The sequence below is a fragment of the Bacillus sp. FSL R5-0585 genome (genome assembly GCF_038004545.1).
Classification (GTDB): domain Bacteria; phylum Bacillota; class Bacilli; order Bacillales; family Bacillaceae_G; genus Bacillus_A; species Bacillus_A cereus.
On sequence record NZ_JBBORJ010000001.1, the window covers coordinates 2,142,498 to 2,166,769 of the forward strand.

Below are 24,272 nucleotides of genomic sequence, written 5' to 3' on the forward strand. Positions count from 1 at the left end.
AAGGCTGTATAACCAGCCCTATTCTTGTTCAAAGTAAGTTTGTAAAATATTGTACTTAAACAAATGGCTGCTTTAGTTCAAGAAGCCACAAAAGGACCACTTAGGTCCTTTTTATTGTTAATAATAAAATAAAGATTTTATAATTAAAAAGATAAGACAAAATCTTTATCTTTATCTTTCTTTATAGATACAAGTTTATAGTCATTGGTAAGTCTAAAAATCCTAGACATTGGAAGTCGATTCGGTTCAAATGTAAGTTTACCCCCACAAAGACATTCCATAGCGTTATAGTAAGCTCGGTCTGCCAATTCCGAAGATACTTGAAGCTCAATGTAAGTTGTTTCAGTAAGATTACACTCAAAATGTCCAGTATAAGAATTAAAATCAGTTTTTCCAATATAATAGTCTTCAACATATAGCTCAAACAGTCGATTTACAAGCTCATCTTCAGACATTGATTGGATTTCTTCAATACCGAGTTTTGGATTAGCATTTTGCTTCCCCCACCTCATCTCTTCTTCTTCCTTTAATCTGATTTCTTCCGCATCTTTTCGTTTTTCTTCTTCAATTTTATTTAAGTCGTTAGTAGTCACAAATTTTAATGTAGGCTTTATAGCTATTTCTTTTTTAAACAGTCTCTTTATCATTGTCTTGCCATAATACCAATTCTTATCTGTTGGCTTCTTATACTTTACCTTCCTACCGAAACGATAAGTTAAAGAAAGAAAATCCGCGACACTCCCAATTTGGGACTCATATACGATTTCTTCCATGTTGCTCCAATCAAATACAGAAATTTGAATAGTAGTTGTTTTTGTCATTTGTAAAACCTCCAGTAGTTATTTTAAGAATTTATAAGACCAAGCCTTAAGACCTTTCTTTTTCCTCAATGATTTCTAACATAACAGTCAATCCATGCTCAAGTTCCGCTAGAAACTCATGAAAACGACTCTCGCCTAATCCTGGCTCGCAATTTTGTAAGTATTCGAATCACTCGTTAAAGAGTTTAATAAGTTGCTCAACTTCCATACTTCTCAACTCATTAATATTGTACATATTGTACATAATAATTACCTCCAGTAGTGTTTTTGTTTACACTACTCTTATACCTCGAACGCATGTTCTTTAAAGTTAAAAATGTGACAAATTTGTGAACAAATAAAAAAGACCTGATTTCATTCAGGTCAATAATCTTCATCTAACGGTTCATAATTCCCACTTTTGTTGAAATATAAGTCGTACATCTTATCAAGAAGTTTCCAACGTTCTCCGTTTTCCATCTCCTCAATGAGTCTTAAAATGTCCTCTGCGCTCATGCTCCAGCCTCCATATTTTACATATTAAACCTACATTTCAATTCAACAGTTAGCCACATAAAGCCTTCTAAGAGCTATTCTGAAGCCTCATCAATTTATAACCATTCAATTTCTATTGTAGCGTCTTCTTTTGGTCTTGTTGTATCATGATTAGCTTCTGTGTTACTACTGAACCATATCTTTTTTATAAATTTTTTCAAAAATATATTACATGATTCTGCTTTAAGCTCTTCCAATTTATCTAACTTTTTAATAGCATCTTGCAATCTAGCTTGTTCCTCATCAGTATTAGATAGATTCTCGAGTTTAATATCAATAAGTTCCATCTGTTGCTTAACTTGTTTGATTTGTTCTTCGTTTTCATCACGCATTTCATAAAACTCAGCTTTCGAAATCTCCCCATCCATCCGCATTTCTTTAAGATTCCGTTGACGTTTATTAAATCTGTTTATTTGTTTCTCTAAAGACTCTCTTTGAATTGATAGTTTCTTTTCTACCTCTGTCGTATCAAGTGCTTTCAACATTTGAAGCTCTTTTTCAAAAGCTGGTTTCTTTTCTTTAACCTTTTGTAATACAAATTGCTCAATTGGCTCATATTTGTATCCACGATCTCTACATTTATTATTATCAACTTTATAGATACATGATTTTATATAATCAATACCATTTCCGTCGCATTGTATGTATCTTTTCCTTTTACAACAATTACAGTAAATTAGATTTTGGAGTTTTCTTGTCGCTTTTAACTTATTAAAGAAATTCCCAGTTGTATTTTCCTCCAATATTTTTTGGACTTCTAAAAACATTTGCTTACTTACAATTGGTTCATGAGCATCTTCAACAAACACTTCATCAACAACTCTACCATTTACTTTCCTACCTGCTTTTACAACCCCATAATAAACAACATTTCTTCTCATATTTGAAATGTGCGTCGAAGTTAATACTTTTCCCTGTCTACTTCTCCATCCAAGTATATCTAACTGTTTCGCAATTTCATTTGCACTAACTCGTTCTAACGTCTTTTGAAAAATAAACCGAATTATTTTAGCTTCCTCTTCAACTACTTCTAAACGCTTTTCTTCGTTCTTTTTATAACCTAGAGGAACTCTGTTACTCATTGTCCATTTTCCTTGCTCGGCTGCTGCTAATCGTCCGCTTCCCAATCTTTTACGAATTTGCTTATATTCAAAGTTCGCCATCATTGCTTGGAAGGAAAAAAGCATTTCATTACTTTCCTGTGATAAATCAATTGCACCTTGGGGAGTCAAAATTTTAATATCGTGGATGATCAACATCTTCTTTATTTCTTCAGCATGAGCATTGTCACGTGAAATTCTGTCTATATCCATTACAAGAAGAGCGTCATAATCATCTAATCTACTTAACAATAAATTTAGTTCTGGTCGTTCCGTATTTACTCCACTTGAGATTTCTTGATAGATGTCATAAGTCAATTTTTGCTGTTTGGCAAGCTTAGTTAATGCATTTCGATGATTCAATAAAATTTCATTTATGTTCAATTGTTCTTCATTTCTCGATAAGCGTAAATATATTGCAGCTAAGCCCATTTGTTTCACCTCTTAATATATGTATTAAGAATAAATGCATATATCCACCGAGTAAAAATAGAAAATTAACATTTGTGATTTTCCCAACGGTTCCATATAGCGTAATCACGACTATGTCCCCTACGTTGTATTTAGGTTGTTTTTTTCTTGCCATCTCTATCTCTCCTTTTTTTGACGTCGTGATTTTGATATCAGTATATGCAACCTACATAAAAACGCTTATCACAGAAGCTTATATTCATAAATTTTTTCAATAAAAAATATAATCTTATAAAATTTACATTGCACTCAAAAAAAAGCTAGTAACTAGACTAGCTTCAAATCAACAAATTTCATAATAAAAAACATACAGAATACTTCACTTTAAATAAAGTAATGTATTCTGTATGTTTTCAAATAGTTTTTATCTATCTTGTATGTATAAATCCCAGGCTTCATCAAATATAGACATACTTTCTAGCATTCCGCTCAACTCTAAGTATGAACTAATTTCATCATAGTCTTCAGATTGCTTCGGAAAACTTAAATCATCATACATCGCCTCTGCTAAATCTGAAATTTCATTTCTAAATAAAGCTGCACGATGCTTCATCATATAATGGTAAAATGTCTTTTTCAAAAATATTCCCTACCTTTCTAACTTGGGTACATTATACAAGGCAAAAAAGAAAAAAACCAGCATAAAAGCTGGTTAAAAGTCGAAATAATTTCTTTTTAATAGACGCGGTCTTCCCATTAATTCTTCATATGTTAGTTGTTTTGGTAAATCTTTCGTGTAAATTAAGAATAATTGATCTTCAATTTCTTTTACTGTATGGTCTGATTGATAGTCCATCCCGCACGAGGAACAAGAAATACATGGTGTCTCTTGGATTTCAATGGCTTTCGTACCATCTGGTAATTCCCAATATACAGTATTCAAGCTTTCTTTCGCTTCTGTACTGTCACACCACATACAATTCATACTGCATCACCCTCAGTTTTTTTGTCGTTTTCTTCTAACTTAGCCATTTGTGCTTGATATTTTTTATCTTTTAATTGATCGCGCTTATCACGTTTATCTTTTAAAGATGCATGAGTATCATTATCTTCGTAGTCTTTACGACGGTTCATACGCTGTAAGTCGTCTGGAACGAGGTTAAATTTCTTATCGCTCATAAGACCTGCGATACCAACATCTGAACGTTTTTCTTCGTAGTTCGGATAAATCTCTTTAAAGTATCCTTCCGCTCTTCCTGGAATATAGCTCTCTGGCTCTGGATACGTCGTAATAACACCTTCAAAGTTACGAAGTACAACTTTATCTGCACTTTGTGAGATTAAATAGTTTGGCTGAAGTGCAATTTTACCGCCTCCACCTGGCGCATCAACAACGAATGTCGGAACAGCATAACCAGATGTGTGTCCACGTAAACCTTCAATAATTTCAAGACCTTTAGATACTGGTGCACGGAAGTGACCGATACCTTCAGATAAGTCACATTGATAAATGTAGTATGGACGTACACGGATTTTTACTAAGTCATGCATAAGTTTTTTCATAATTGGAACGCTGTCGTTAATACCAGCTAAAATTACTGCTTGGTTTCCGACTGGAACACCAGCATTCGCTAACATTTCACATGCCTTTTTCGATTCTTCAGTAATTTCAATAGATGTATTGAAATGTGTATTTAACCATACTGGATGGTATTTTTTAATAATGTTACATAAGTTTTCTGTAATACGTTGTGGGAATACTACTGGTGCTCTCGTTCCGATACGAATAATCTCAACATGCGGAATCTCTCGTAAATTTTTTAATACATATTCTAAAATTTTATCGTTAATTAGAAGTCCGTCACCACCGGAGATTAATACATCTCGTACTTGTGGCGTTTCACGAATATAAGCAATTGCATCATCTAATTGTTTCTTCGGTACACCCATTCCAATTTGTCCACTAAAACGACGACGTGTACAGTAACGACAATACATAGAACATTGATTTGTTACTAAGAATAGTACACGGTCCGGATAACGATGTGTTAGCCCTGGAACTGGTGAATCTTCGTCTTCGTGAAGTGGGTCTTCTAAATCATATTTTGTTTTATATAACTCTTCCGAAATCGGTACTGATTGCATCCGAATCGGACAGCGTGGATCATCAGGATTCATTAGCCAAGCATAGTACGGTGTAATGTTTAACGGGATCGTTTTCGTTGAAATTTTAACGCCCTCTTCTTCTTCAGGTGTTAAGTTAATCACTTTTCTTAAGTCATCTAACGTTTTGATCGTATTCGTTAATTGCCAAACCCAATCATTCCATTGCTCTTCAGTAACATCTTTCCATAATTCGATATCCTTCCAGTGACGATTTGGTTTGTATACATCATGTAACATTGCTATTCCCCCTTTTTATACGCTCATCCTTTATATAAGCAATAGTTATGCCAACTTTACATTGTTGATAAGTAAATGTGCGGAGAACCCTATTACATAAGCGAAAAAATATTTTTAAGCGTTGTATGAAATCAATACTTAACATCATATTCATTACTTTTTATATATGTAAACGCTCTTTTATTGGTGCAAACACACAAAAACCGCCGATTATTCGGCGGTTTTGTCGTACTTGCTCAGTTTATATTGAAGCGTTTGACGAGGGATACCCAACATTTTTGCGGCTTGTAATATATTCCCTTCCGTTTCAATCAACGCTTGATCTATTAATTCTTTTTCTGTTTGATGAAGTGCTTCTCTAAGTGGCATTATACCCTTCTTCTTCGAAAACTTCTCTTTCCGAAATGTACGTGGTAAACAATTGGCTGTTAATGTATTCCCTTCTGCAATAATAACAGCATGTTCAATCGTATGTTTTAACTCCCGTACATTTCCAGGCCACTGATAAGCTTGCAGTCTATCTTTCGCTTCCTCATCAATTTGAAGTACACCTTTTTTATAACTTTTATTATATTCTTTCAAAAAATAAGATGCTAATAATAGTACATCCTCAGTTCTTTCACGAAGCGGTGGGATATATAATGAAAATACGTTTAAGCGATAATATAAATCAGTGCGAATTTTATTCTCTCGTAAACATATTTCTGGAGGCTGGTTCATCGCGGTAATAACACGAACATCTACTTTTCTCGTCTTATTATCACCAATTCTTCTAATGACTCCATCTTCTAACACTCGTAACATTTTTGCCTGCAAATCAAGAGGCATTGAATTCAGTTCATCTAAAAATAATGTACCACCATCAACAAGTTCAAATAGCCCAGCTCTTTCAATCGCTCCCGTATAGCTTCCTTTTGTCGTTCCAAACAATAAACTTTCTAATAGCGACTCTGGTAAAGCTGCACAGTTTTGTGCAATAAATGGCTTGTTTTTTCTTTTAGAAGCTTCATGAATTGCTTGTACGAACAGTTCTTTTCCTGTTCCTGTTTCACCATATATTAAAACATTCGCGTCTGTTGGTGCTACTTTTTGTGCTAACTCTTTCGTCTGTTTAAACCGCGTATCATTTGTCACTATCGTCTCAAATGCAGCGTGCTTTTTAATCACTTTTTTTCTAGATGATCGCTTTATTTTCGACTGTAAGTCAACAATTGTGTCAGTAAGCTTTTGAATTGTAGAGTAATCCTTTGCAATTTCAACAGCCCCAGCAATATTCCCATCTATAAAAATAGGTAACGTCGTATTTACTGTACAAACATCTTCACCATTTAAATTTTGATAATGTTGTACCTGATGTACGATAGGTTTTTTTGTATCTAGTACTTTCATCAATGTACTCGTTTCCCTTGATAAAGACGGGAACGCTTCTAACAGATGTTTCCCTAACACTTTTTCAATCTTCGATCCATCGTGTTTTGCAGCTACAGAATTATAAAATATTGTAATTCCATTTTCATCTACAGCGTGTATAGCCTCATCAATACTGCCCAAAATCGCTTCAATGACTTCTTGTGTCGAAACTGCTAGCAATGTCATCCCCCCTCTTGCCGAAAATCCAGCAATTACATGCCGAATTTTCGGCACACCTATGTGCGATTGTAAGCATGACGATTCCGTTCTATAATTTTAATCAATTTTATATTTTCATTAGATAACTCGAAACTCTAATTAGTACGGCTTTTTCAAACACCCAGCTCCACCTAACTGTTTTGCTTTACAGCCAAATTTTGAGGTGGAAGTTTTACTGCTTTCGAATAGCTAGATAGATCTTTCACCCATATATTCATATCTTCCAACTTATCGAAAATGTAGCAATTATTCGCCAGTCTTCCTGTATACGTATAGCCTAATTGATGAAAGGCAGCATTCATTCCGAAAGAAAGCGATCGAGCAATTGTATAGGAGCAGAAAATAGATCTTTCTTGAAGTTCTTCCTCTAATTTAATTAGTAAACTTTTCATAAATCCATGTTTACGGTATTCAGGTAAAGTAGCACAATTCGTTAATTCTGCATTCCCTTCCTTTATGTTCATTTCTGCAGATGCTGTACTAATAATTTTCCCCTCAAATTCATACACGTAGTAAATTGTATCGTCTTCTTTCATCGTCTGTAATACATAACTCGCTTCATTTAAAGGTGTCGGATACACTTCAAATACTTTTCCGAATACAGTTGCTAATTCTTCTGCATCTTCTTCAGTCGCTTTTCTCAGCAAAAATTTCTCTGGAACTACTTTTTCTTTTATTTCTTTTCCTTTTACACCGCTTAATATAGTATCTTCCTCAATCCAATGCATACTATTTCGTCTTTCATCATTATTATATTTCACAAAAAAGTATGCATCGTGTCCTTGAAAATAATGAGGTATCGTTGCTTCCAACAAAAAACCGAAAGAGAGCCATGTTGAAACATGCTCTCCCTTTCCTTTAATAATACATTTAGTGAAAGAATGTTTCTCTGCTAGTTCGTCAATTGTCTGTATAATACTTTCAACATTTCCTGTATAGTGATCTACCCGAATACGCTTATTAAAATAATCTAAAACACCTTCTACTGTATAACAATTCGTCTGTTCTCTAAAAGATTCATAGTATTTCATTTTTTCACCTCACACCAATCTAGTAATGTACATGCAATAATTTTTGCGGCAGCTATCATTTTATCAACTTCTATATATTCGTTTGGATAGTGTGCTACTTTCGTCTCTCCTGGACCAAATACTATTGTTGGTACGTTTGCAATTTGTGTAAATAAACCTCCATCAGTCCCCCACGGAGATGCTTCAATAATTGGTTCGTTCCCTTCGATTTCAACAAAGTTGTGATGAAGTGTCGTAATGAGTTCATGATTCTCTTCTAGTTCACCAGGAACCCATCTCGCTCCAAACCATTCTACTTCTACTGGATTTTCAACAAACCAATTGTCCACATCATTTAATTCAGCAATCCAATTCTCAAACTCTTCTTTTGCCGCCTCTATAGTCTCATTCGGCGCAACACCGCATCTTCCTTCTAAAATTAATTCATCGGGAACAGAACTTGGCCAACTCCCTCCTTCAATTTTCCCAATGTTAATTGGAATTGGAATCGGAATTTCTTTAAATAACGGATCTGTAATTCGACTATTTCTTTTCTCCTCTAGCTTTCTTACATGTTCTATAACAAACATACTTTTTTCAATTGCACTAACCCCTTCATAGCGCGTTCCACCGTGTGCAGCTTTCCCTTTTACACGTAGACGAAACCACATAGAACCTTGTTGTTTCGGGAAAAACTTCATATTAGTAGGCTCCGGAATAATGACACCATCTGCCTTATATCCTCGTAATATAGTTGCCAATGTCCCTGCTCCGCCACTTTCCTCTTCTATTACACTTTGAAAATAGATGTCTCCTTTTAATTCAATGTTAGATTCAATAATCGCTTCCATCGCAAGCATAAGTGCGACATTTCCGCCCTTCATATCCGTCGTTCCACGGCCATATATACGATTTCCGATTTTCTCACCGCTATAAGGATGATGTTCCCACTGATTCACATCCCCTTCTGGAACTACATCAATATGCCCATTCAATATCATAGATTTCCCGTCGCCACTTCCTTTTAAAGTTGCTACAATATTTGGGCTATCTGAAAAACTTGTACGGGGTGATACAAAATAAGGATGATCTTTCATTTTAGAAAAAGAAGGCTCCCATATATCGAGCTCTAAACCTAATTCACGTAATTTTTCAATCACAATTGCCTGCGCACCGCTTTCATCACCAGATACGCTCTTTTCTTGAATTAATCGTTTTAAAAATTTCACACTTTCCTCTTCATGGCTCTCAATATAATCACAAACTTGCTTTTTTAATTGCTCCATATATTACATCTCCCTTCATTCAATTACTAGTAAGTTAGAACTAATTTGAAAATCAGCTTCTGTATGTCGTTTTATATCTTCTACTGTGTATGGGCTCATTAATTCTTGTAATATAAGTCCACTCGGAGTTACCTCCATGACTGCCATATCAGTAATAATTAAATCTACACATTTCTTTGAAGTTAATGGCAATGTACACTCTGAAACAATTTTTGCATTTCCGTACTTATCAACATGATTCATTACAACAACGACCCGCTTCGCTTTTTGTGCTAAATCCATTGCTCCACCAATACCTGGAACACGTTTTCCAGGTACAATCCAGTTTGCTAAATCACCATTTTCACTTACTTGTAATGAACCAAGAATCGTTATGTCTAGCAAACCTTTTCGAATCATCCCAAACGCTGTGCAGCTATCGAAATAACTCGCTCCTGTTATAAGAGAAGTTGGTAAACCTGCTGCATTACACAAATTTTCATCTTCATTCCCTTTACTTGGCGTTGGTCCCATGCCGACGATTCCATTTTCCGCATGAAACATAACATTTATGTCGTCAGGCAAATGATTTGGTACAAGCGATGGTATGCCAATACCTAAATTTACAATCATACCATTTTGTATTTCTTTCGCCGCACGCCTAGCAATCTTATCCCTCACTTCTACGCCCATACCCATTTCCAGTTCACTCCTTCCGACGGTACAATATAATTTACGAAAACACCTGGAACGACAATTTCCTCTGGATCTAAACTTCCAAGCGGGACTATTTCTTCTGCTTCTACAATTGTTATATCCCCAGCCATAGCTACATGGGGATTCATATTTCGTGCACTTTTGTCAAATACAAGATTACCAAACGGATCTGCCTTTTTCGCATATACAATTGAAACTTCAGCAGTTAATGCTGTTTCAACTAAGTAGGTCTTACCATTCATTTCAACTGTTCGTTTTCCCTCTTCCACAATCGTATCAACACCAACATCAACTAAAACACCACCAAGACCAACGCCACCAGCGCGAATACGCTCTGCTAATGTTCCCTGCGGAGAAAACTCAATTTGTAATCTTCCCTCGTTTAGTTGCCTTCCTGCATTTGGATTGGAGCCAATGTGAGAAGTAATTATTGATTTAACTCTTTCATTTGTAACAAGACGACCGATACCTACATCAGGAAATCCAGTGTCATTTCCAATTAAATTTAAATTTGTAACGCCTTTTTCTAAAATTGCCTGTATTAAAGATGGAGGGGATCCAATCCCTCCAAATCCCCCAAACATCAATGTCATATCATCATGGAACAAAGAAATTACTTCCTCAATTTCTTTTAATTTACCGAATGTATTTGTAATAGTTGTCATGCGATACTATGCCCTCCTTTTTGCATCATCTCTTCCACACTTTTAGAGAAAATTGAAAGTAATTCATCTAACTCGGAATATGTAGTTGTCATTGGCGGTGCTACAAGCAGTGCACTATCTTCTTTTCCTGCTTGCCCTGAAACTGCTTGGTATAAAAGCAGACCATTTTTAGCTGCAACTGAAATAAGCTCTGACGCTTTTGTAAACGGTTGCAATTCTACTCCGATTAGCAACCCTTTTCCGCGCACATCAGCAATGATTGTCGATTGTTGCTGAACTTTCTGTAAGCCTTTTATTAAATACTCTCCCTTTTCTGCTGTTTTTTCAGGAAGATTATGTTTCTCCATATATTCAATAACAGCTAAAGCCGTTGCTGCAGACAATGGATTTGCACTTAACGTATGACCGCTCATTACTGAACGTGATCCACGTAATATTGGTTCCATAACACGATCACTTACAACTGTCGCTGCCATCGGTGTATATCCCGCTCCTAACCCTTTACCAAGTGTCATAATATCCGGCTCTACGCCCCAATGCTCCATCGCAAACCATGCTCCAGTACGACCAAGCCCAGTCATTACTTCATCCGCAATAAATAAAATATCGTAATGGTCGCAAATCTCTTTAATGACTTTATAATAGTCTTTCGGCGGAACAACCGCGCCTCCAGCTGCTCCGATAATCGGCTCAGCAATAAAAGCAGCAATATGCTCTGCACCAATTCTTTCAATTGATCTTTCTAGTTCAGTCGCACATGCCAGCTGACAAGTTGGATATACCTTTTGAACAGGACATCTGAAACAATATGGAGCTGGTATAGTCGGATAATCTTCCAAAATAGATACGAAGCGTTGTCTACGTAGTGGATGCCCAGACATCGATAAAGCACCCATCGTAATACCGTGATAACTCATCCATCTTGATAAAATTTTATGTTTCCCTTGAATACCTCGCTCTTGAAAATGCTGAATTGCAATTTTCATAGCTGTTTCATTCGCTTCCGTACCACTATTTACAAAAAAACTCCAGTTCAAATCTCCTACACTTAAATCACTTAACTTCTTCGCTAATTTTTCAGCTGGTTCACTCGTAAACTGTGATCTATAAACAAAAGCAATCTCCTCAGCTTGCTTTTTAATAACGTCTGCAATCTCCTTTACGCCATGCCCAATACCTGCCGTAATTGCTCCTGACGAACCATCAAAATATTTATTGCCATTTTGATCATACAAATAAACACCTTTTCCATGTGAAATCATTGGATACGGCTGACCAACAAGTGGTTTAATTAAGTAATCGCGCATAGCGCTCCCCCATTTCTCCAATTTGTATATATATATGAAGAAAATTGACGTTTCTTTCATAAAAAAGAATCCTCTGCAAAAGCAGTGAATTTATCAAAAAACTATTATAAAATATACAAATGAGTGCTTAAAAATTTTTATAAAACAGAAAATTCAGAACTAAAAACGAAGACCAATCCTTTTCTATACGCCCAAATACCCCTCCCTTTTATATGAAATGAGTACATCACCAAATGTTTTTATAGCATAATGCCAGCTGTCCTTAAATGCCGACATTCTGTACACTTCGACGGAACTCCCGTTAAACTCCTTCCTATTATCCTACTTTAAATTGCATATTTTAAAACAAATTTCGACACCCACCTTACTAATCAATTCAGATTCCTATTCATTATGTAAACTTTTCAGTTTTAAACTATAAAAAAAGAACCGATTAACCACACTAATCAGTTCGTCATGACGCTCTCTTATGGGTTAATACTGTCAATTGCTAAAATAAATAGAAAAATGAAGTTTACAAATTCATCCTACAGCCTATAACACAAAACCTTTTCATAACTTCATTCACAATTACTATCGGGATATCCCTATCCCGAAGTGGCACTCCTTTCCTCAGATTCAAAGTATCTTTCCTTTATAATTTATGTAGGACAATTATCACTTTGTATGTGTATTTGCCTATAATTAAAAAAATCCCTAGTTTTCTAGCGATTTTTGGACATGTATTCAATATGTTAATTGAAATGCACTTTCAACTTGGCATTTATTTTACTTTCGTACAGTCATATGTACTGCTTTACTCTGCGAAATTCTCGTAAGCACCAGCACCTCTTTATGAAAACATATTTGTTGTCAATTTTTAATTTTCCCTTTATAAAATCATTTTTTTTGCATAACCGCTTTCTTGCTTCGCATATAGTTTTAATGATGACAAAGGAGGAATGTTCATGTCTCAATCTGAAATCGAAAAATATGGACAAGAAGTTACACAATACGAACAACTCGCACGTTACTATCAGTTTCGTAATCCTAAAAAATATATAGAATTATATATGAAATATTACGATGCACTATCAAAACTTGTACAGGCGTATGAAACAAGAGACTCACAAGAAGCTGCTTTACCGTCACATATAAGAATTTTTCATGCCGATCCAAATATACCAGCGGTTGACATTTTAGTAAACGGACAAACGGTTATTAAAAATATTTCATTTAAGCAATTCAGCCCTTATTTATCATTAGTGCAAGGTAAATACCGTATAGATATTGTTCCTGTCGGAAATGAAACTCCAATCTTTTCAGCGTTGGTACCAATAATGGGAAATCATACTTATACTCTCGCTGCAATAAATAGTGATAATCACCTACAATTACAGCCTATACTTGATAATACACATTTACCAGCTGGTCAAGCCAAAATACGGTTTGCACATTTCTCTCCAGATACCCCTGTTGTAAACGTAGATTTAAAAGATGGGGATCATTTATTTGAAAATGTACTCTTTAAACAAATAACAGATTTTTTGCAAGTTAGCCCTGGTACAGCAGATATTGAAATTTCACTCGCAGATAATAAAAACGTTTTATTGACTATACCGAAATTCAATGTTGAACCAAATGTTATTTATACAATTTCAATAGTAGGTTATTCAACTAAAGATCCTAAATTAGAAGCCCTTATACTCACAAATTAAAACAGTCTACACCATTCATTTGGTGTAGACTGTTTATTTTTGAAATGCAATTTGAAATTCTGTCCAATCGTTATCTGATCGACACATAATGGATCCATTATGTTTTTCCACAATTTGTTTACATACAAATAATCCAATACCAGTTCCTAACTTTTTAGTAGTTACAAATGGTTCAAAAATCGTTTCTACATTTTCAGCTGGAATCATTGGTCCATTATTTTTTATCACAATTCGAATAGCTTGATCTTCTTCAAATACATCAATGATAATTTTTCGTTCTTCTTTCATTGATTCAAGAGCATCAATTGAATTCATTAATATGTTTAAAAATACTTGCCTCACTTCACTCCGATAACCAACAAGCGGAATTGGATACGGTAAATTCTTTTCAATCAAAACATTCGCATTGACCAAACTCGGATATAAGAATTGTATAATGTCTTGAAACAAGTCATTAAGCCAAAACCGTTCCGATTCATTCCACATTTCTTTTTTCGATACGAGTAAAAATTGCGAAATACGAAAATTTAATTGATCTAATTCATGCGAAATAATATCTAAATACGATAAACTCGGATGATCCGCCTTTAATAATTTAACAAACCCCATAATGGAAGTAAGCGGATTACGAAATTCATGTACAAAACTAGCTGACATTTGCCCTAAAATCGTCAGCCTTTCTTTATGTGTTTCGTTAATATATTGCTGTTTTTCCTCTAAATTCTTCGATATAATTTCCGAGTATTTTAAAACGGTATAATAAATTAATTTGTCAAAACAAGTATGTATTTTTGCCATAATTGGTTTCAATTCACGAGCGCTAACATCTAATTCACACATCGCTTCGAAAAGTTCATTTCTTCCCACGTTTGCGTTATAAACAAAATCTCCAATATTCGCATCTGCTCCAGCACGTTCAATAGCAATTTTCTCACATAACGGTTGAAGATAATTTATATCTTTATCTTCCATAGTAAGTTCGATAATTAACTCTAGTAAATCCTCTCCATTTTGAACTACTTCTAGTTTAAATGGATCTTTTTCGGAAATTATCATTTTGTTTTTCCAGTTCTCTACGAATTGGTGCCTATTGTTTTTCAAGTGTGAACAAAATATTTCTTTAATATCCTTATCGATTGGAAAAACCTCCATTCCCTCCATTTCCATACGACGAATACCCTTTATATTTTGAATATTAACACAAAAAATACGATTCGTTAATAGATTTTTGTCACATTTTGTTAATTTCTGTTGATAAAATTATTTTTTCTTTCTTATTTAACTAATTGTATACAAATCCCCTTTTTCCTTCACATATTTTCATTATTTCCGTAATCAAAACGACTTTTTTTTGCATCATTTTTAATTCTTGCGTACAATAGAAAATGAAAGGTGTGAAAAATATGGTAAATAAAAATGTGGAAGATTATCTCCAAGAAGGCATTTACGGCCAAAAGCAAAACAAACCAGAAGAACGTAATATGTATTTAACTACATTACGTGAGCGTGTGGAAATCGCTTTAACAATCGGTCAAGTAATGCAAAGTAATGTATACTCTGAAGTAGCGGGTAGCATGCGCTCTTCTCAATCATTACAACTCCTCCTAAATGGTGGCATTGCTTACCCACATTTATCAAAATACATTAAATTAGCAAACGAAAAAAATGTTCCTTTTACAATTGTTCAAAATAAAGATACAAAAACACCAATCGGTTTAGTATTAACTCATGCTACTGCTATAGATAAAGAACAAATTTATGTAGAAGATACTATTTTCAAACAAGAAATGAAGTAAAAGTTACACTTAATTAAATAGTTACTAGAAGCGTAAAAAACGAGTATGGAATCGTAAACATTTCCTACTCGTTTTTTAGTGCAAGTTTTAAGTTTTTCCACTTTATTTTTTAATACATACTAATTTCATTTCTGTCATTTCTTCTATTGCATATTTAATTCCTTCGCGTCCCGTGCCACTTTCTTTCACACCACCATAAGGCATATGATCTACTCTGAACGTTGGAATATCATTAATCATGACACCACCAACCTCTAGCTCATCAATTGCACGCATTGCTTTAAATAAATTATTTGTAAATACTCCTGCCTGTAAGCCGTAACGCGAATTATTTACTTGCCCAATCGCTTCATCAAATTCTTTAAATGTATTTACTGTCATGAGTGGACCGAATACTTCTTGGCACTGCACAGATACATGATCTGGAACATTTGTTAATACAGTCGGTTCAAAAATTCTTGCATCCCGCTTCTTACCACCGCATAAAACAGTTGCTCCTTCCTTAATTGCTTCTTGAACCCACATATCAATTCGCTCTACATCTCTTTTTGAAATTAAAGCTGATACATCCGTTTCCTCAAGCAGTGGATCACCAACAACAACTGATTCCATCGCTCTCTTTAGCTTCGAAAGAAATTCATGCATTTTCGTTTCATGTACAAAAACACGTTGTACTGAAATACAAACTTGCCCATTATTAACAAATGCTCCCCATTTTACACGTTCAATTATTTCATCTGTTAACTCTACATCTTCATCAATGATAACAGCAGCATTTGAGCCTAGTTCTAACGTAACTCGTTTTAGCCCAGCCTTTTGTTTTATTCCGATTCCAACTTTTGGACTTCCGGTAAAAGTAATAGAAGCAACGTAATCATTTTTGACGATTGCCTCACCAACCGTGGAGCCAGGGCCAGAAATGATATTTAAAGCTCCATTTGGCAATCCTGCCTCTTCAAATAACTCAACTAATGCATAAGATGATAATGGCGTTTGATCAGCTGGCTTTAATACAACTGTATTTCCGGCAGCGATTGCTGGTCCAACTTTATGCGCTACTAAATTTAATGGGAAATTAAATGGTGTAATAGCCCCTATAACCCCAATCGGCTTTCGGATTGTATATGCAATACGCCCATCTGCACCAGGTGCGGCGTCTAATGGCAATGTCTCACCATATATACGCTTCGCTTCTTCAGCTGCAAATTTGTATGTTTGAACAGTACGATCTACTTCTCCCCTTGCAGCACGTATTGGTTTTGCAGCTTCTTTTGCAATAATCTCTGCAAATTCTTCTCTTCTTTCATCCATTTTTTGTGCAACTTTCTCTAAAATAGTCGCACGATCATATGCAGATAATGTATTCATTTTTGTCATTGCATTTTTTGCAGCGGTAACAGCCTCTTTTACATCTTCTTCCGTGCCTTGTGCAATTTCCGCTAATGTTTCTTCAGAATATGGTGCGTATAATGGTTTATACGTGTTTACAGATTTCCAATCTCCATTTATATATAAATGCTTTTTCATACTTCTGCTCCTTCCAAATATATGCATACAACAATACTTCACCTAGTGAAAGGTTTGACTTATGTCATTGTATCATAGCCCTTATCCCTCAAAAAACATTATGCTCAAAAAAACTCTGCTATATAGCAGAGTTTACGAGCTAATTTGCTCTTGTAACGAAATTTGTTTTTCATCTTCTAAAATAACAATCGATTCTACTATCTTTGTAACTTCTAATCTTTTTATATAATGTCCATCTAATTCTTTCACACAAAACTTATAATTTTCAATTTCAATGGAATCCTCTTCAGCAATCTCTATATTCTTCGTTAAAATCCAACCACCGATTGTATCAACACCATCATCATCAATCCCTAAACCAAATAACGTATTCACTTCACTAACAAGTACTTTTCCCTCTAGTATCGTCTTCGTTTCACTAACTTGTTGAATTTCTGGCTGCTCATCCGTATCAAACTCATCCTGAATATCTCCAACAATTTCTTCCAGAATATCTTCAACAGTAACAAGTCCAGATGTTCCACCATATTCATCTATCAATATAGCAATATGTGTTCTTTCTTTTTGCATTTTCAAAAACAAATCATGAATTGGAATAGAATCGATAACTAAAATAATTGGTCTCATATATTGCTCTACTGTCTTCTTATTAACAGCTTTATGTTGTACAAATTCAGTAAAAATATCTTTAAAATTCACAAAACCTATTACGTGGTCTTTGTCGCCATCAACAACTGGATACCTTGTATATTTTTCACGAGACATTTTTTGCAAAGCTTCTTCAACAGGCATCTCTTTACTTATAATATTCATTTCAGTTCGAGGTACCATTATTTCTTTTGCAATCCGATCATCAAATTCAAAAATTTTATTCACATATTTATATTCAGATTGATTAATCTCACCATTTCTATAACTTTCTGAAACTAACAACCGTAATTCTTCTTCTGAATGAACCTCATCATGCCCCTTCGGCGGTTTCAGCCCTAGCAGCTTCGTAATGATTCGAGCTGAACCATTTAATAGCCAAATGAATGGGAATGCAATACGATAAAAGAAAATTAACGGTTTAGAAACAAGCAAACTCACTTGTTCAGACTTTTGAATTGCAAATGTTTTTGGGGCCAATTCCCCTATTACAACATGTAAAAAAGTAATTAACAAAAATACTAAAATTACAGCAAAAATGTCTGCTAGTTGAGTAGAGATATTCCAATTTGCAAAAAGCGTATCAAACATTTGCTTTAACGCAGGTTTACCAAACCACCCAATTCCTAAAGCTGTAACAGTAATTCCTAGCTGACAAGCAGATAAATATTCGTCTAAGTTTGTAATGACTGTTTTGACCGATGTTGCACGATTATTTCCTTCTGCAATTAAATAGTCAATTCGTGAACTTCTCACTTTAACAATTGCAAATTCTGCTGCAACGAAAAATGCCGTTAAGGCAATTAAAACAATCACTATACTTATACTATATATGTCCAAATACTTTTCCTTACTTACTTTGTAAGCAAGGAAGCCACCTCCTACTTAATTTTATTCAAGTGAAGTAAGCATTCTAATACTCTAACAAAATTCTACATTAGCAACCACCTTTTTATATATTATATGCATACATAAAAAAGATATTTATCATTATGATAATCTAATTCATTTACACTCGTCAAATTATTCTAAATGTTACGATAAGACATTTTTATTTAAAAGAACTATTCTCCTCAACTCAATTTCGTGAAAAAACACTTTCTTTGCCGATTCCACACTTCTTTTGTCGCACTAGAAGGGAACTTACTTCATAGCTCGAAATCATTCAACAGGATATATATAGGAGGGATTATTTTGGAATATAAAACACCATTTATCGCAAAGAAATTAGGTGTTAGCCCAAAGGCTGTTGTCCGGATCGCACAACAATTAAATCTTACGATAGAGAAAAACAAATATGGCCACTTTATTTTCACACAAGAGGATGTCGATCAAATGTTAGAACACCATCGATTTCAAATAGAGCAATCTCAAAATTCTCAATCTACTCAAAAGGCTTCCTCAAATGAAGTTGAGGAATTAAAAACTCAAGTTAATACAATTGTTCAAAACATATCATCGAATGATTTTGAGCAATTAGCTAATCAATTAAACACTATTACGAGAAGACTTGATCGAATGGAAGAACAAATGCAAGATAAGGCAAATGATGTCGTCACGTACCAACTTTTACAACACCGTCGTGAAATGGAGGAAATGTTAGAGCGAATTCAAAAGTTAGAAGCTGCCCTAACGAAAGAAGAACCCATTTATATTACTCCGGATTCAAAACCAACATATGAACGAGAAAAGAAACCGAAGCGCCGCAAAATGATTTTTAGTATATTTGGATTATAATTTTTAGACCCTTATTAAAATAATAAGGGTCTTTTTTAATGAAGAGTTATATCCTATACAAATATTATTCTCTTTATTATACATATTCACTTCGCTTTATTTCGTTAACATAATATTTTTACTGTATTCTGTAATTAATGCCTGTGCATGAGCATTCCCTTGAATCACATCACGAAATTCTTTTAAAGAATACAAATGCGTAACCCCTTTTCGAGCATGAATTCTTACTGGTACACCTTGTAAAGTATCATGAAACTGAAAAGGATTATCTATTGGTTCAATTGGAAAACCAAGTGTAAGTAAATACATATACATTCTTTTTGTTACTGCTGCAATGTACCATTCAGCTTTTGTTTCTAACGCATGTATAAATAAAATAGCTGTTAGCCTTTTGAAATGTCCTCTTCCACGAGACGTTTTCGAAATACTTAACTTGCCTATTTCATATACATTCTTCAAATCTTTTACTAAATCATTTTTAGAAAACGGATAGAAAAACTCAGAATTTGATTGTTCAGGTACCGTATACTTAATACATTCTACTGTACCAATAGGATGTTCATCTTCTATTAATAAAAATCGTGATGGATTTAAATTACGTTCTACGAACATTAAGTTTCTTTCTTCACAAAAATCTCCCCATAGTTGCTCGAACCCAAAATGTTCTTCCTTTGTTTGAACACGCTGGAACATATTTAACCGCCTTTCCCATCGCCGCTCTGTTTTTTGATAACGCTTTCACTATCTATCATATAAGAACAAATCTTCGTATGCAACTAAAAATATTTATGACTTATTATATTCTGCAAAATGAATTAGATTCCAATTTAATCGACTTTTATCCCGCGCTCACATTCCTTTTAATAACACATTTGTAGCACTTTTCAAATCTAAATTACACTACGTTTCTTTCCATACAGCATATAATTCTTCTTAATCTAAAGAAATCCTTTATGAAAAAGGATTTCTTTTACTTCTTAATGCTTTTTAGCCATTTTTCAAAAATTTGTACCATCCCATGTTTTCCAGCTAATTTCTCTTCCCCTTGTTTCGTCTTATATGGATATAACTGCAAGAAAACACCGCATCCAGACTCAATTTTTTTACTATGCATATGGCTTCCTGGATATACACAAATGACTTCATAAATTGACCTTCGATAATAGACTCGCTTTCCATCCTGTTCTTCTACATACTTTATAGACCAGTACTTATACATTTGCTCAGTTGCTTTCGTATTTCCGACGTGCTGAAAAATATTGTACATTGGACTATACTTCACTTCAATAATAATAGAAGATTTATATACGTATTTCCCATCTTCTTTTACATAACAGTCTAAGCGAATATCTGGCTTCTTCGTATCCTCACCATTGTAAAAATTACTACCTTTACTTAATGCAATAAGAGGATGTGTTTCAATTAAGTCATTAAATGCGACATGCACCTTTATATCATCTCGTTCTAAAACTACTGTCGTTCCATCTTGTAATCCATCTACATAAAAATGTTCTTGTATTTGTTCACGGATGGAGTTTCTAGCCTCAAAACCAATTTGCTCTAAAAGTGAAATAACGATAAAAAAAGCGTAATATTCATACACTAAAAACGTTGGCTTATAAACAAATAATAATGATGGAGATTGATCCGTATATTGCGGGAGTACTTCTAAATGATGTAGTAATTGTTGATGTGGTATCGGTAAATCATGTAAGTTCATGTTACTTGTTTCAGTAACTTCCCTCCAAAATGAAGAGTGCATTAACATTTGAAAGTATTGTACATTTTCATGCACAATATGCGCCAATATTTTATATTCTTGTATTTTCATTGAGCTCTTTCGTAAATCGGCTTCTTTTAGTAAATGTATATTTTTATATTTTTGCTTCTCTCTATCGGTTACTGATCCATTACGCTCAATTGTTTGTATAATCGTTTTTACAGCTTGAAACTCTTCTGATTTTTTCTTTTTTTCTCTTTCTAAGATTTCAATTGTTTGACGTAAAAAACTTTTAGCTTCAATTAAATAATGATAAAATTGCATCGCTTTATATTTAAGAAATGCATTTTCCTTACTATTTTTTTGTTCCATAAACTTACGATTATAATGTTTGGCATAAGGTTTTCGTTCTGCCACTATAGTTCCTTTTCTTGTTGGCTTTCGCTCTTTTCCTTCCCATTTATATTCATTTATAAATTTTGAGCTTGATTCTATTTTCTTAAAGATTTGCTTTATCATTTTCATTTTTTGCGGTAACTTTCTAAGTAACACTAAATAAGAAGAATCCTCAATATCGCTAAGTGCAGAGAAGGTCTTTTTATAGTAACCTCTATCCAAAATCAACTCATTTAAAATTGACTTCACATAGTCTTGAATCATTTCAAATTGATCATCAAAAAAGTTTTTCGGTACGATTTGAAATGCGCCATAATACGTTGTATCTTCTATACGCACTTCAAAATGGTATAGACCACAGCGCCATGGATAAAAGAATTCTGTTTTCCCATGTTCATATATTAATACTCTTTGTTTTTTTTCATTTATTTCATATTGAGCCTCTTTTATATTTTTCTGTCCCTCATATACTTTATTCCATATAAAAGTAATGTTCATTGGAATTTCATAATTGTACTGTAATCTTATTGGTTTTAATTCTTGTACTTTATAAATACATTGAACTAATGCTGTAGTAGATGTACAAAGACGATTTAATAAAATATAATCTCCTTTCCCCTCATTTCCAATGATTAACTTTAATACAAAAGGGAGCGTTTCATTCGTATCAACGATTTTTGTTTCATAACGCCCTTCATTTTGCATATCCATACAACTCCAGTTCTCTACGTTTTTCTCGTATATATGCTAAAGAATGTTCAAATGTAGATACTCTGTTTGCAAGTGTAGATTGCAAAAGAGGTACTAAGGTCGCCCCCCTTTTTGCTTCTTCAGAAAGTAAAGGCCCAACCATCATTTCGGTCCCTCTGATTTTCGTCAATACACGCTGCTTTATTTGTAAATCAAACCCCTCTTCTCTACTAATCATATAGGTATGGTTATTTTGAAACGGTATGTTTTGCAAATAAGTCGCAATTGCATTTGCACATCGGAAAGAAATTCCCTTAGACGCGTCATGTGATGACAATACGACATGCAACTTATCTAATAGCTCTAATTCTTCTTCAGAAAACACTTCAATCATCGCTTTATTTCTCATCCAATTTATCCGAAATTCTCCCGCTGTCACTTTCAAAGGTGGATGTAATACGACTTTCCCCTGTTCCATGTCCATCTCACAAAACGGAATTTTCTGTAACGTTATTAGGTTCGTTCGATCTAATAATCGATCAGAGAGCTCTTTTGTTGTTTCATCAAAATTCACAGTACCTACAAATATAATATTTTCTCCAATTTCAATTGTTGATGGAATTGAATTCTCTATATCCTGTACACCCTCATACAAGTTTAAAATACGATTTTTTGTTTCAAGTTCAAGAACAGATAGAAACGGAGTAAACCAATGCTCAATATGAGACATGTTCATTTCATCAAAAACGATTATATACAGTTGATTTGGATTTTCTTTCGCCTTCATTAACGTCCTAACTAACTTCGTTTCACTTTCAATAAAAGTACCATTTGGATGAAGGTAACCAAGTAAATCATGTGGTTCTTGATACGATGGCGAAATCGGAATCCAAACCAACTCTTCCCCATACTGTAACCCTAATGCTTCTGCATAAGTTTGCACAAACCGTGATTTCCCAACGCCCGGTATACCACCAAGAATCGTTAACATATTTGTTTTTACACTTATATGGAAATTATAAATATCCGTTTCATCCAAATATAACCCTTTATTATGCACCATACTTTGTACATACTGTAAAAAAGACGATTCACGCTCATCCCATTCCCATTCATCTTTTTGTACTTTTATATCCTCTACTTCAACTAGCTTACCTTCTTCATGCATTCGTTTTTTTAATTGCTCATACACATAATCACTTACAAAATATAATTGATCTTCTACCGCTATTTCTACATACTTCGTCCAGTCACTGCAGTTTATATATTTACATTCACGTTTCTGTTCAAAATAGGCGATTGAGCTAATTGATGACTTTAGGGATATGTTTCCGTAAAGTCTTCCATCGTGCCACAATAATTCGGGAGGCTCAAAGTCTTTCGGAAATTTTGGCATAAGAAATGATAAATAACCGTTGCTAAGTTTTCGTTCTAAAGATTCTCTTTTTTTATTATTTGTAACTTTAGGTGCCGGAATCATTTTATAGCTGCTTGCTATTTCTTTCGGTTCTTCTGTACATATTAACTCCACGTATACATTTCCTCTTTCATAATAAAGACGAAACATTACTAGTTGCTTTTCTAATTTCCTCTTCTTTAATTCCGAAAAGATTTTTTCATTCTTTTTATTGCTACATAACCCTTCAAATACATATGGTTCATTTATAAATTGTTCCTGTAAAGTGAATGGTATTGGCGATAAGCATTGTACAAAAAAATTCTCTCCACTCTTCTCTTTCTCAGCTTTTGTAAATTTCCCTAAAAATCTCATATAGTACATTCGTTTTATAAAACTTGGCTGAAGAGCTTTATGTAATTTCACCTTAGTCACCTTCTTTTTTCATACTATTCTTAGTGTATGAAAGAAACGAAAAACTAGAAATAAAAAACCTGACGTTATCCGCCAGGTTCAAAATAAAAACTTATATTAATGAGAAGGAAATGCTTTTTTCTCTTGTAAAATTGCATTATGAGCAATTTTCATTTTCGCAAGTACGTAACGTAATCGATCTTCAGCGTTTTCATCTTTACTTATTTGTAATTCCGCCAAATTTTCAACAGAACTTGCTAAATTTTCAATGACTCCTCTTAGTTCAGGATGATGATTAAAAAAAGATTCTTGCACTAATACTTTCCTTAACTCACTAGCTAAATCAATTATTCTAGACAACTGTTCTTTTTCTTCCATTCTCATCCCTC

23 protein-coding genes are annotated in these 24,272 nt (G+C 34.1%); 3 read left to right on the plus strand and 20 right to left on the minus strand.

Annotated features, from left to right (window positions below):
• Positions 1 to 143: 143 nt before the first annotated feature.
• The 13 genes from MKY38_RS10940 to MKY38_RS11000 form a co-directional block, all read right to left on the minus strand.
• Positions 144 to 821 carry a hypothetical protein gene (locus MKY38_RS10940; protein ID WP_341048987.1) on the minus strand — a complete coding sequence of 226 codons (678 nt, stop codon included), beginning with the start codon at positions 819 to 821 and terminating at the stop codon, positions 144 to 146.
• Between the two features lie 363 nt (positions 822 to 1,184).
• Entirely contained in the window at positions 1,185 to 1,316 is a 132-nt protein-coding gene (locus MKY38_RS10945; protein ID WP_255289642.1) for a hypothetical protein, read from the minus strand.
• A 95-nt stretch (positions 1,317 to 1,411) separates the two neighbouring features.
• Positions 1,412 to 2,887, minus strand: a complete 1,476-nt coding sequence (locus MKY38_RS10950) for a recombinase family protein (protein ID WP_341048989.1) — start codon at positions 2,885 to 2,887, stop codon at positions 1,412 to 1,414.
• Positions 2,847 to 3,041 (minus strand): hypothetical protein, encoded by a 195-nt coding sequence (locus MKY38_RS10955; protein ID WP_137071783.1) that lies wholly within the window; start codon positions 3,039 to 3,041, stop codon positions 2,847 to 2,849. The genes MKY38_RS10950 and MKY38_RS10955 overlap by 41 nt, the downstream gene beginning before the upstream one ends.
• Positions 3,042 to 3,290: 249 nt before the next feature.
• Positions 3,291 to 3,506, minus strand: a complete 216-nt coding sequence (locus MKY38_RS10960; RefSeq protein ID WP_000750717.1) for a YozE family protein — start codon at positions 3,504 to 3,506, stop codon at positions 3,291 to 3,293.
• A 72-nt stretch (positions 3,507 to 3,578) separates the two neighbouring features.
• Positions 3,579 to 3,851: a YokU family protein gene (locus MKY38_RS10965; RefSeq protein ID WP_000995763.1), complete on the minus strand. Its 273-nt coding sequence runs from the start codon at positions 3,849 to 3,851 to the stop codon at positions 3,579 to 3,581.
• Positions 3,848 to 5,269, minus strand: a complete 1,422-nt coding sequence (ablA, locus tag MKY38_RS10970; RefSeq protein ID WP_000902142.1) for a lysine 2,3-aminomutase — start codon at positions 5,267 to 5,269, stop codon at positions 3,848 to 3,850. The genes MKY38_RS10965 and ablA overlap by 4 nt, the downstream gene beginning before the upstream one ends.
• Positions 5,270 to 5,479: 210 nt before the next feature.
• Complete coding sequence (gene rocR, locus MKY38_RS10975) at positions 5,480 to 6,865, minus strand: arginine utilization transcriptional regulator RocR (RefSeq protein ID WP_011110073.1); 1,386 nt, start codon at positions 6,863 to 6,865, stop codon at positions 5,480 to 5,482.
• Positions 6,866 to 7,029: 164 nt separating this feature from the next.
• On the minus strand, positions 7,030 to 7,929 hold the full coding sequence (gene ablB, locus MKY38_RS10980; protein ID WP_000878594.1) for a putative beta-lysine N-acetyltransferase: 900 nt from the start codon (positions 7,927 to 7,929) through the stop codon (positions 7,030 to 7,032).
• Entirely contained in the window at positions 7,926 to 9,194 is a 1,269-nt protein-coding gene (locus MKY38_RS10985) for a peptidase (protein ID WP_000436698.1), read from the minus strand. The genes ablB and MKY38_RS10985 overlap by 4 nt, the downstream gene beginning before the upstream one ends.
• Before the next feature lie 15 nt (positions 9,195 to 9,209).
• Complete coding sequence (locus tag MKY38_RS10990; RefSeq protein ID WP_000525277.1) at positions 9,210 to 9,872, minus strand: CoA transferase subunit B; 663 nt, start codon at positions 9,870 to 9,872, stop codon at positions 9,210 to 9,212.
• Positions 9,857 to 10,555, minus strand: coding sequence for an acetate CoA-transferase subunit alpha (gene atoD / locus MKY38_RS10995; RefSeq protein WP_000208102.1), 699 nt, complete (start codon positions 10,553 to 10,555; stop codon positions 9,857 to 9,859). The genes MKY38_RS10990 and atoD overlap by 16 nt, the downstream gene beginning before the upstream one ends.
• Positions 10,552 to 11,862, minus strand: coding sequence for an aspartate aminotransferase family protein (locus tag MKY38_RS11000; protein WP_001205882.1), 1,311 nt, complete (start codon positions 11,860 to 11,862; stop codon positions 10,552 to 10,554). The genes atoD and MKY38_RS11000 overlap by 4 nt, the downstream gene beginning before the upstream one ends.
• Positions 11,863 to 12,809: 947 nt before the next feature.
• Here MKY38_RS11000 and MKY38_RS11005 point away from each other — a divergent pair.
• Positions 12,810 to 13,559, plus strand: a complete 750-nt coding sequence (locus tag MKY38_RS11005; RefSeq protein WP_000083285.1) for a DUF4397 domain-containing protein — start codon at positions 12,810 to 12,812, stop codon at positions 13,557 to 13,559.
• A 33-nt stretch (positions 13,560 to 13,592) separates the two neighbouring features.
• Here MKY38_RS11005 and MKY38_RS11010 read toward each other — a convergent pair whose 3' ends face one another.
• Positions 13,593 to 14,726, minus strand: a complete 1,134-nt coding sequence (locus tag MKY38_RS11010) for a BA2291 family sporulation histidine kinase (protein WP_000425086.1) — start codon at positions 14,724 to 14,726, stop codon at positions 13,593 to 13,595.
• Between the two features lie 236 nt (positions 14,727 to 14,962).
• Between MKY38_RS11010 and MKY38_RS11015 the strand changes: the two genes are divergently transcribed.
• Positions 14,963 to 15,355, plus strand: coding sequence for a YueI family protein (locus MKY38_RS11015; RefSeq protein WP_000247558.1), 393 nt, complete (start codon positions 14,963 to 14,965; stop codon positions 15,353 to 15,355).
• A 102-nt stretch (positions 15,356 to 15,457) separates the two neighbouring features.
• Here MKY38_RS11015 and MKY38_RS11020 read toward each other — a convergent pair whose 3' ends face one another.
• Entirely contained in the window at positions 15,458 to 16,882 is a 1,425-nt protein-coding gene (locus MKY38_RS11020; protein ID WP_074618892.1) for an aldehyde dehydrogenase family protein, read from the minus strand.
• 132 nt (positions 16,883 to 17,014) lie between these two features.
• The gene (locus MKY38_RS11025; protein ID WP_048535183.1) at positions 17,015 to 18,370 is read right to left on the minus strand and encodes a hemolysin family protein; all 1,356 of its coding nucleotides are present in this window, start codon (positions 18,368 to 18,370) and stop codon (positions 17,015 to 17,017) included.
• A gap of 354 nt (positions 18,371 to 18,724) precedes the next feature.
• Here MKY38_RS11025 and racA point away from each other — a divergent pair, with 354 nt between their 5' ends.
• Positions 18,725 to 19,267, plus strand: a complete 543-nt coding sequence (racA, locus tag MKY38_RS11030; RefSeq protein WP_000456023.1) for a chromosome-anchoring protein RacA — start codon at positions 18,725 to 18,727, stop codon at positions 19,265 to 19,267.
• Positions 19,268 to 19,363: 96 nt separating this feature from the next.
• On the opposite strand, the gene MKY38_RS11035 is transcribed toward racA, so the two are convergent.
• The 4 genes from MKY38_RS11035 to MKY38_RS11050 form a co-directional block, all read right to left on the minus strand.
• Entirely contained in the window at positions 19,364 to 19,960 is a 597-nt protein-coding gene (locus tag MKY38_RS11035) for a hypothetical protein (protein ID WP_000487796.1), read from the minus strand.
• A gap of 277 nt (positions 19,961 to 20,237) precedes the next feature.
• On the minus strand, positions 20,238 to 22,088 hold the full coding sequence (locus MKY38_RS11040; protein ID WP_001178729.1) for a hypothetical protein: 1,851 nt from the start codon (positions 22,086 to 22,088) through the stop codon (positions 20,238 to 20,240).
• A complete protein-coding gene (locus MKY38_RS11045) occupies positions 22,078 to 23,895 on the minus strand; it encodes an AAA family ATPase (protein WP_048558281.1) in 1,818 nt (605 codons plus the stop codon). The genes MKY38_RS11040 and MKY38_RS11045 overlap by 11 nt, the downstream gene beginning before the upstream one ends.
• Positions 23,896 to 24,000: 105 nt before the next feature.
• Positions 24,001 to 24,261 carry a hypothetical protein gene (locus MKY38_RS11050; RefSeq protein WP_000391445.1) on the minus strand — a complete coding sequence of 87 codons (261 nt, stop codon included), beginning with the start codon at positions 24,259 to 24,261 and terminating at the stop codon, positions 24,001 to 24,003.
• Between the last annotated feature and the right edge of the window lie 11 nt (positions 24,262 to 24,272).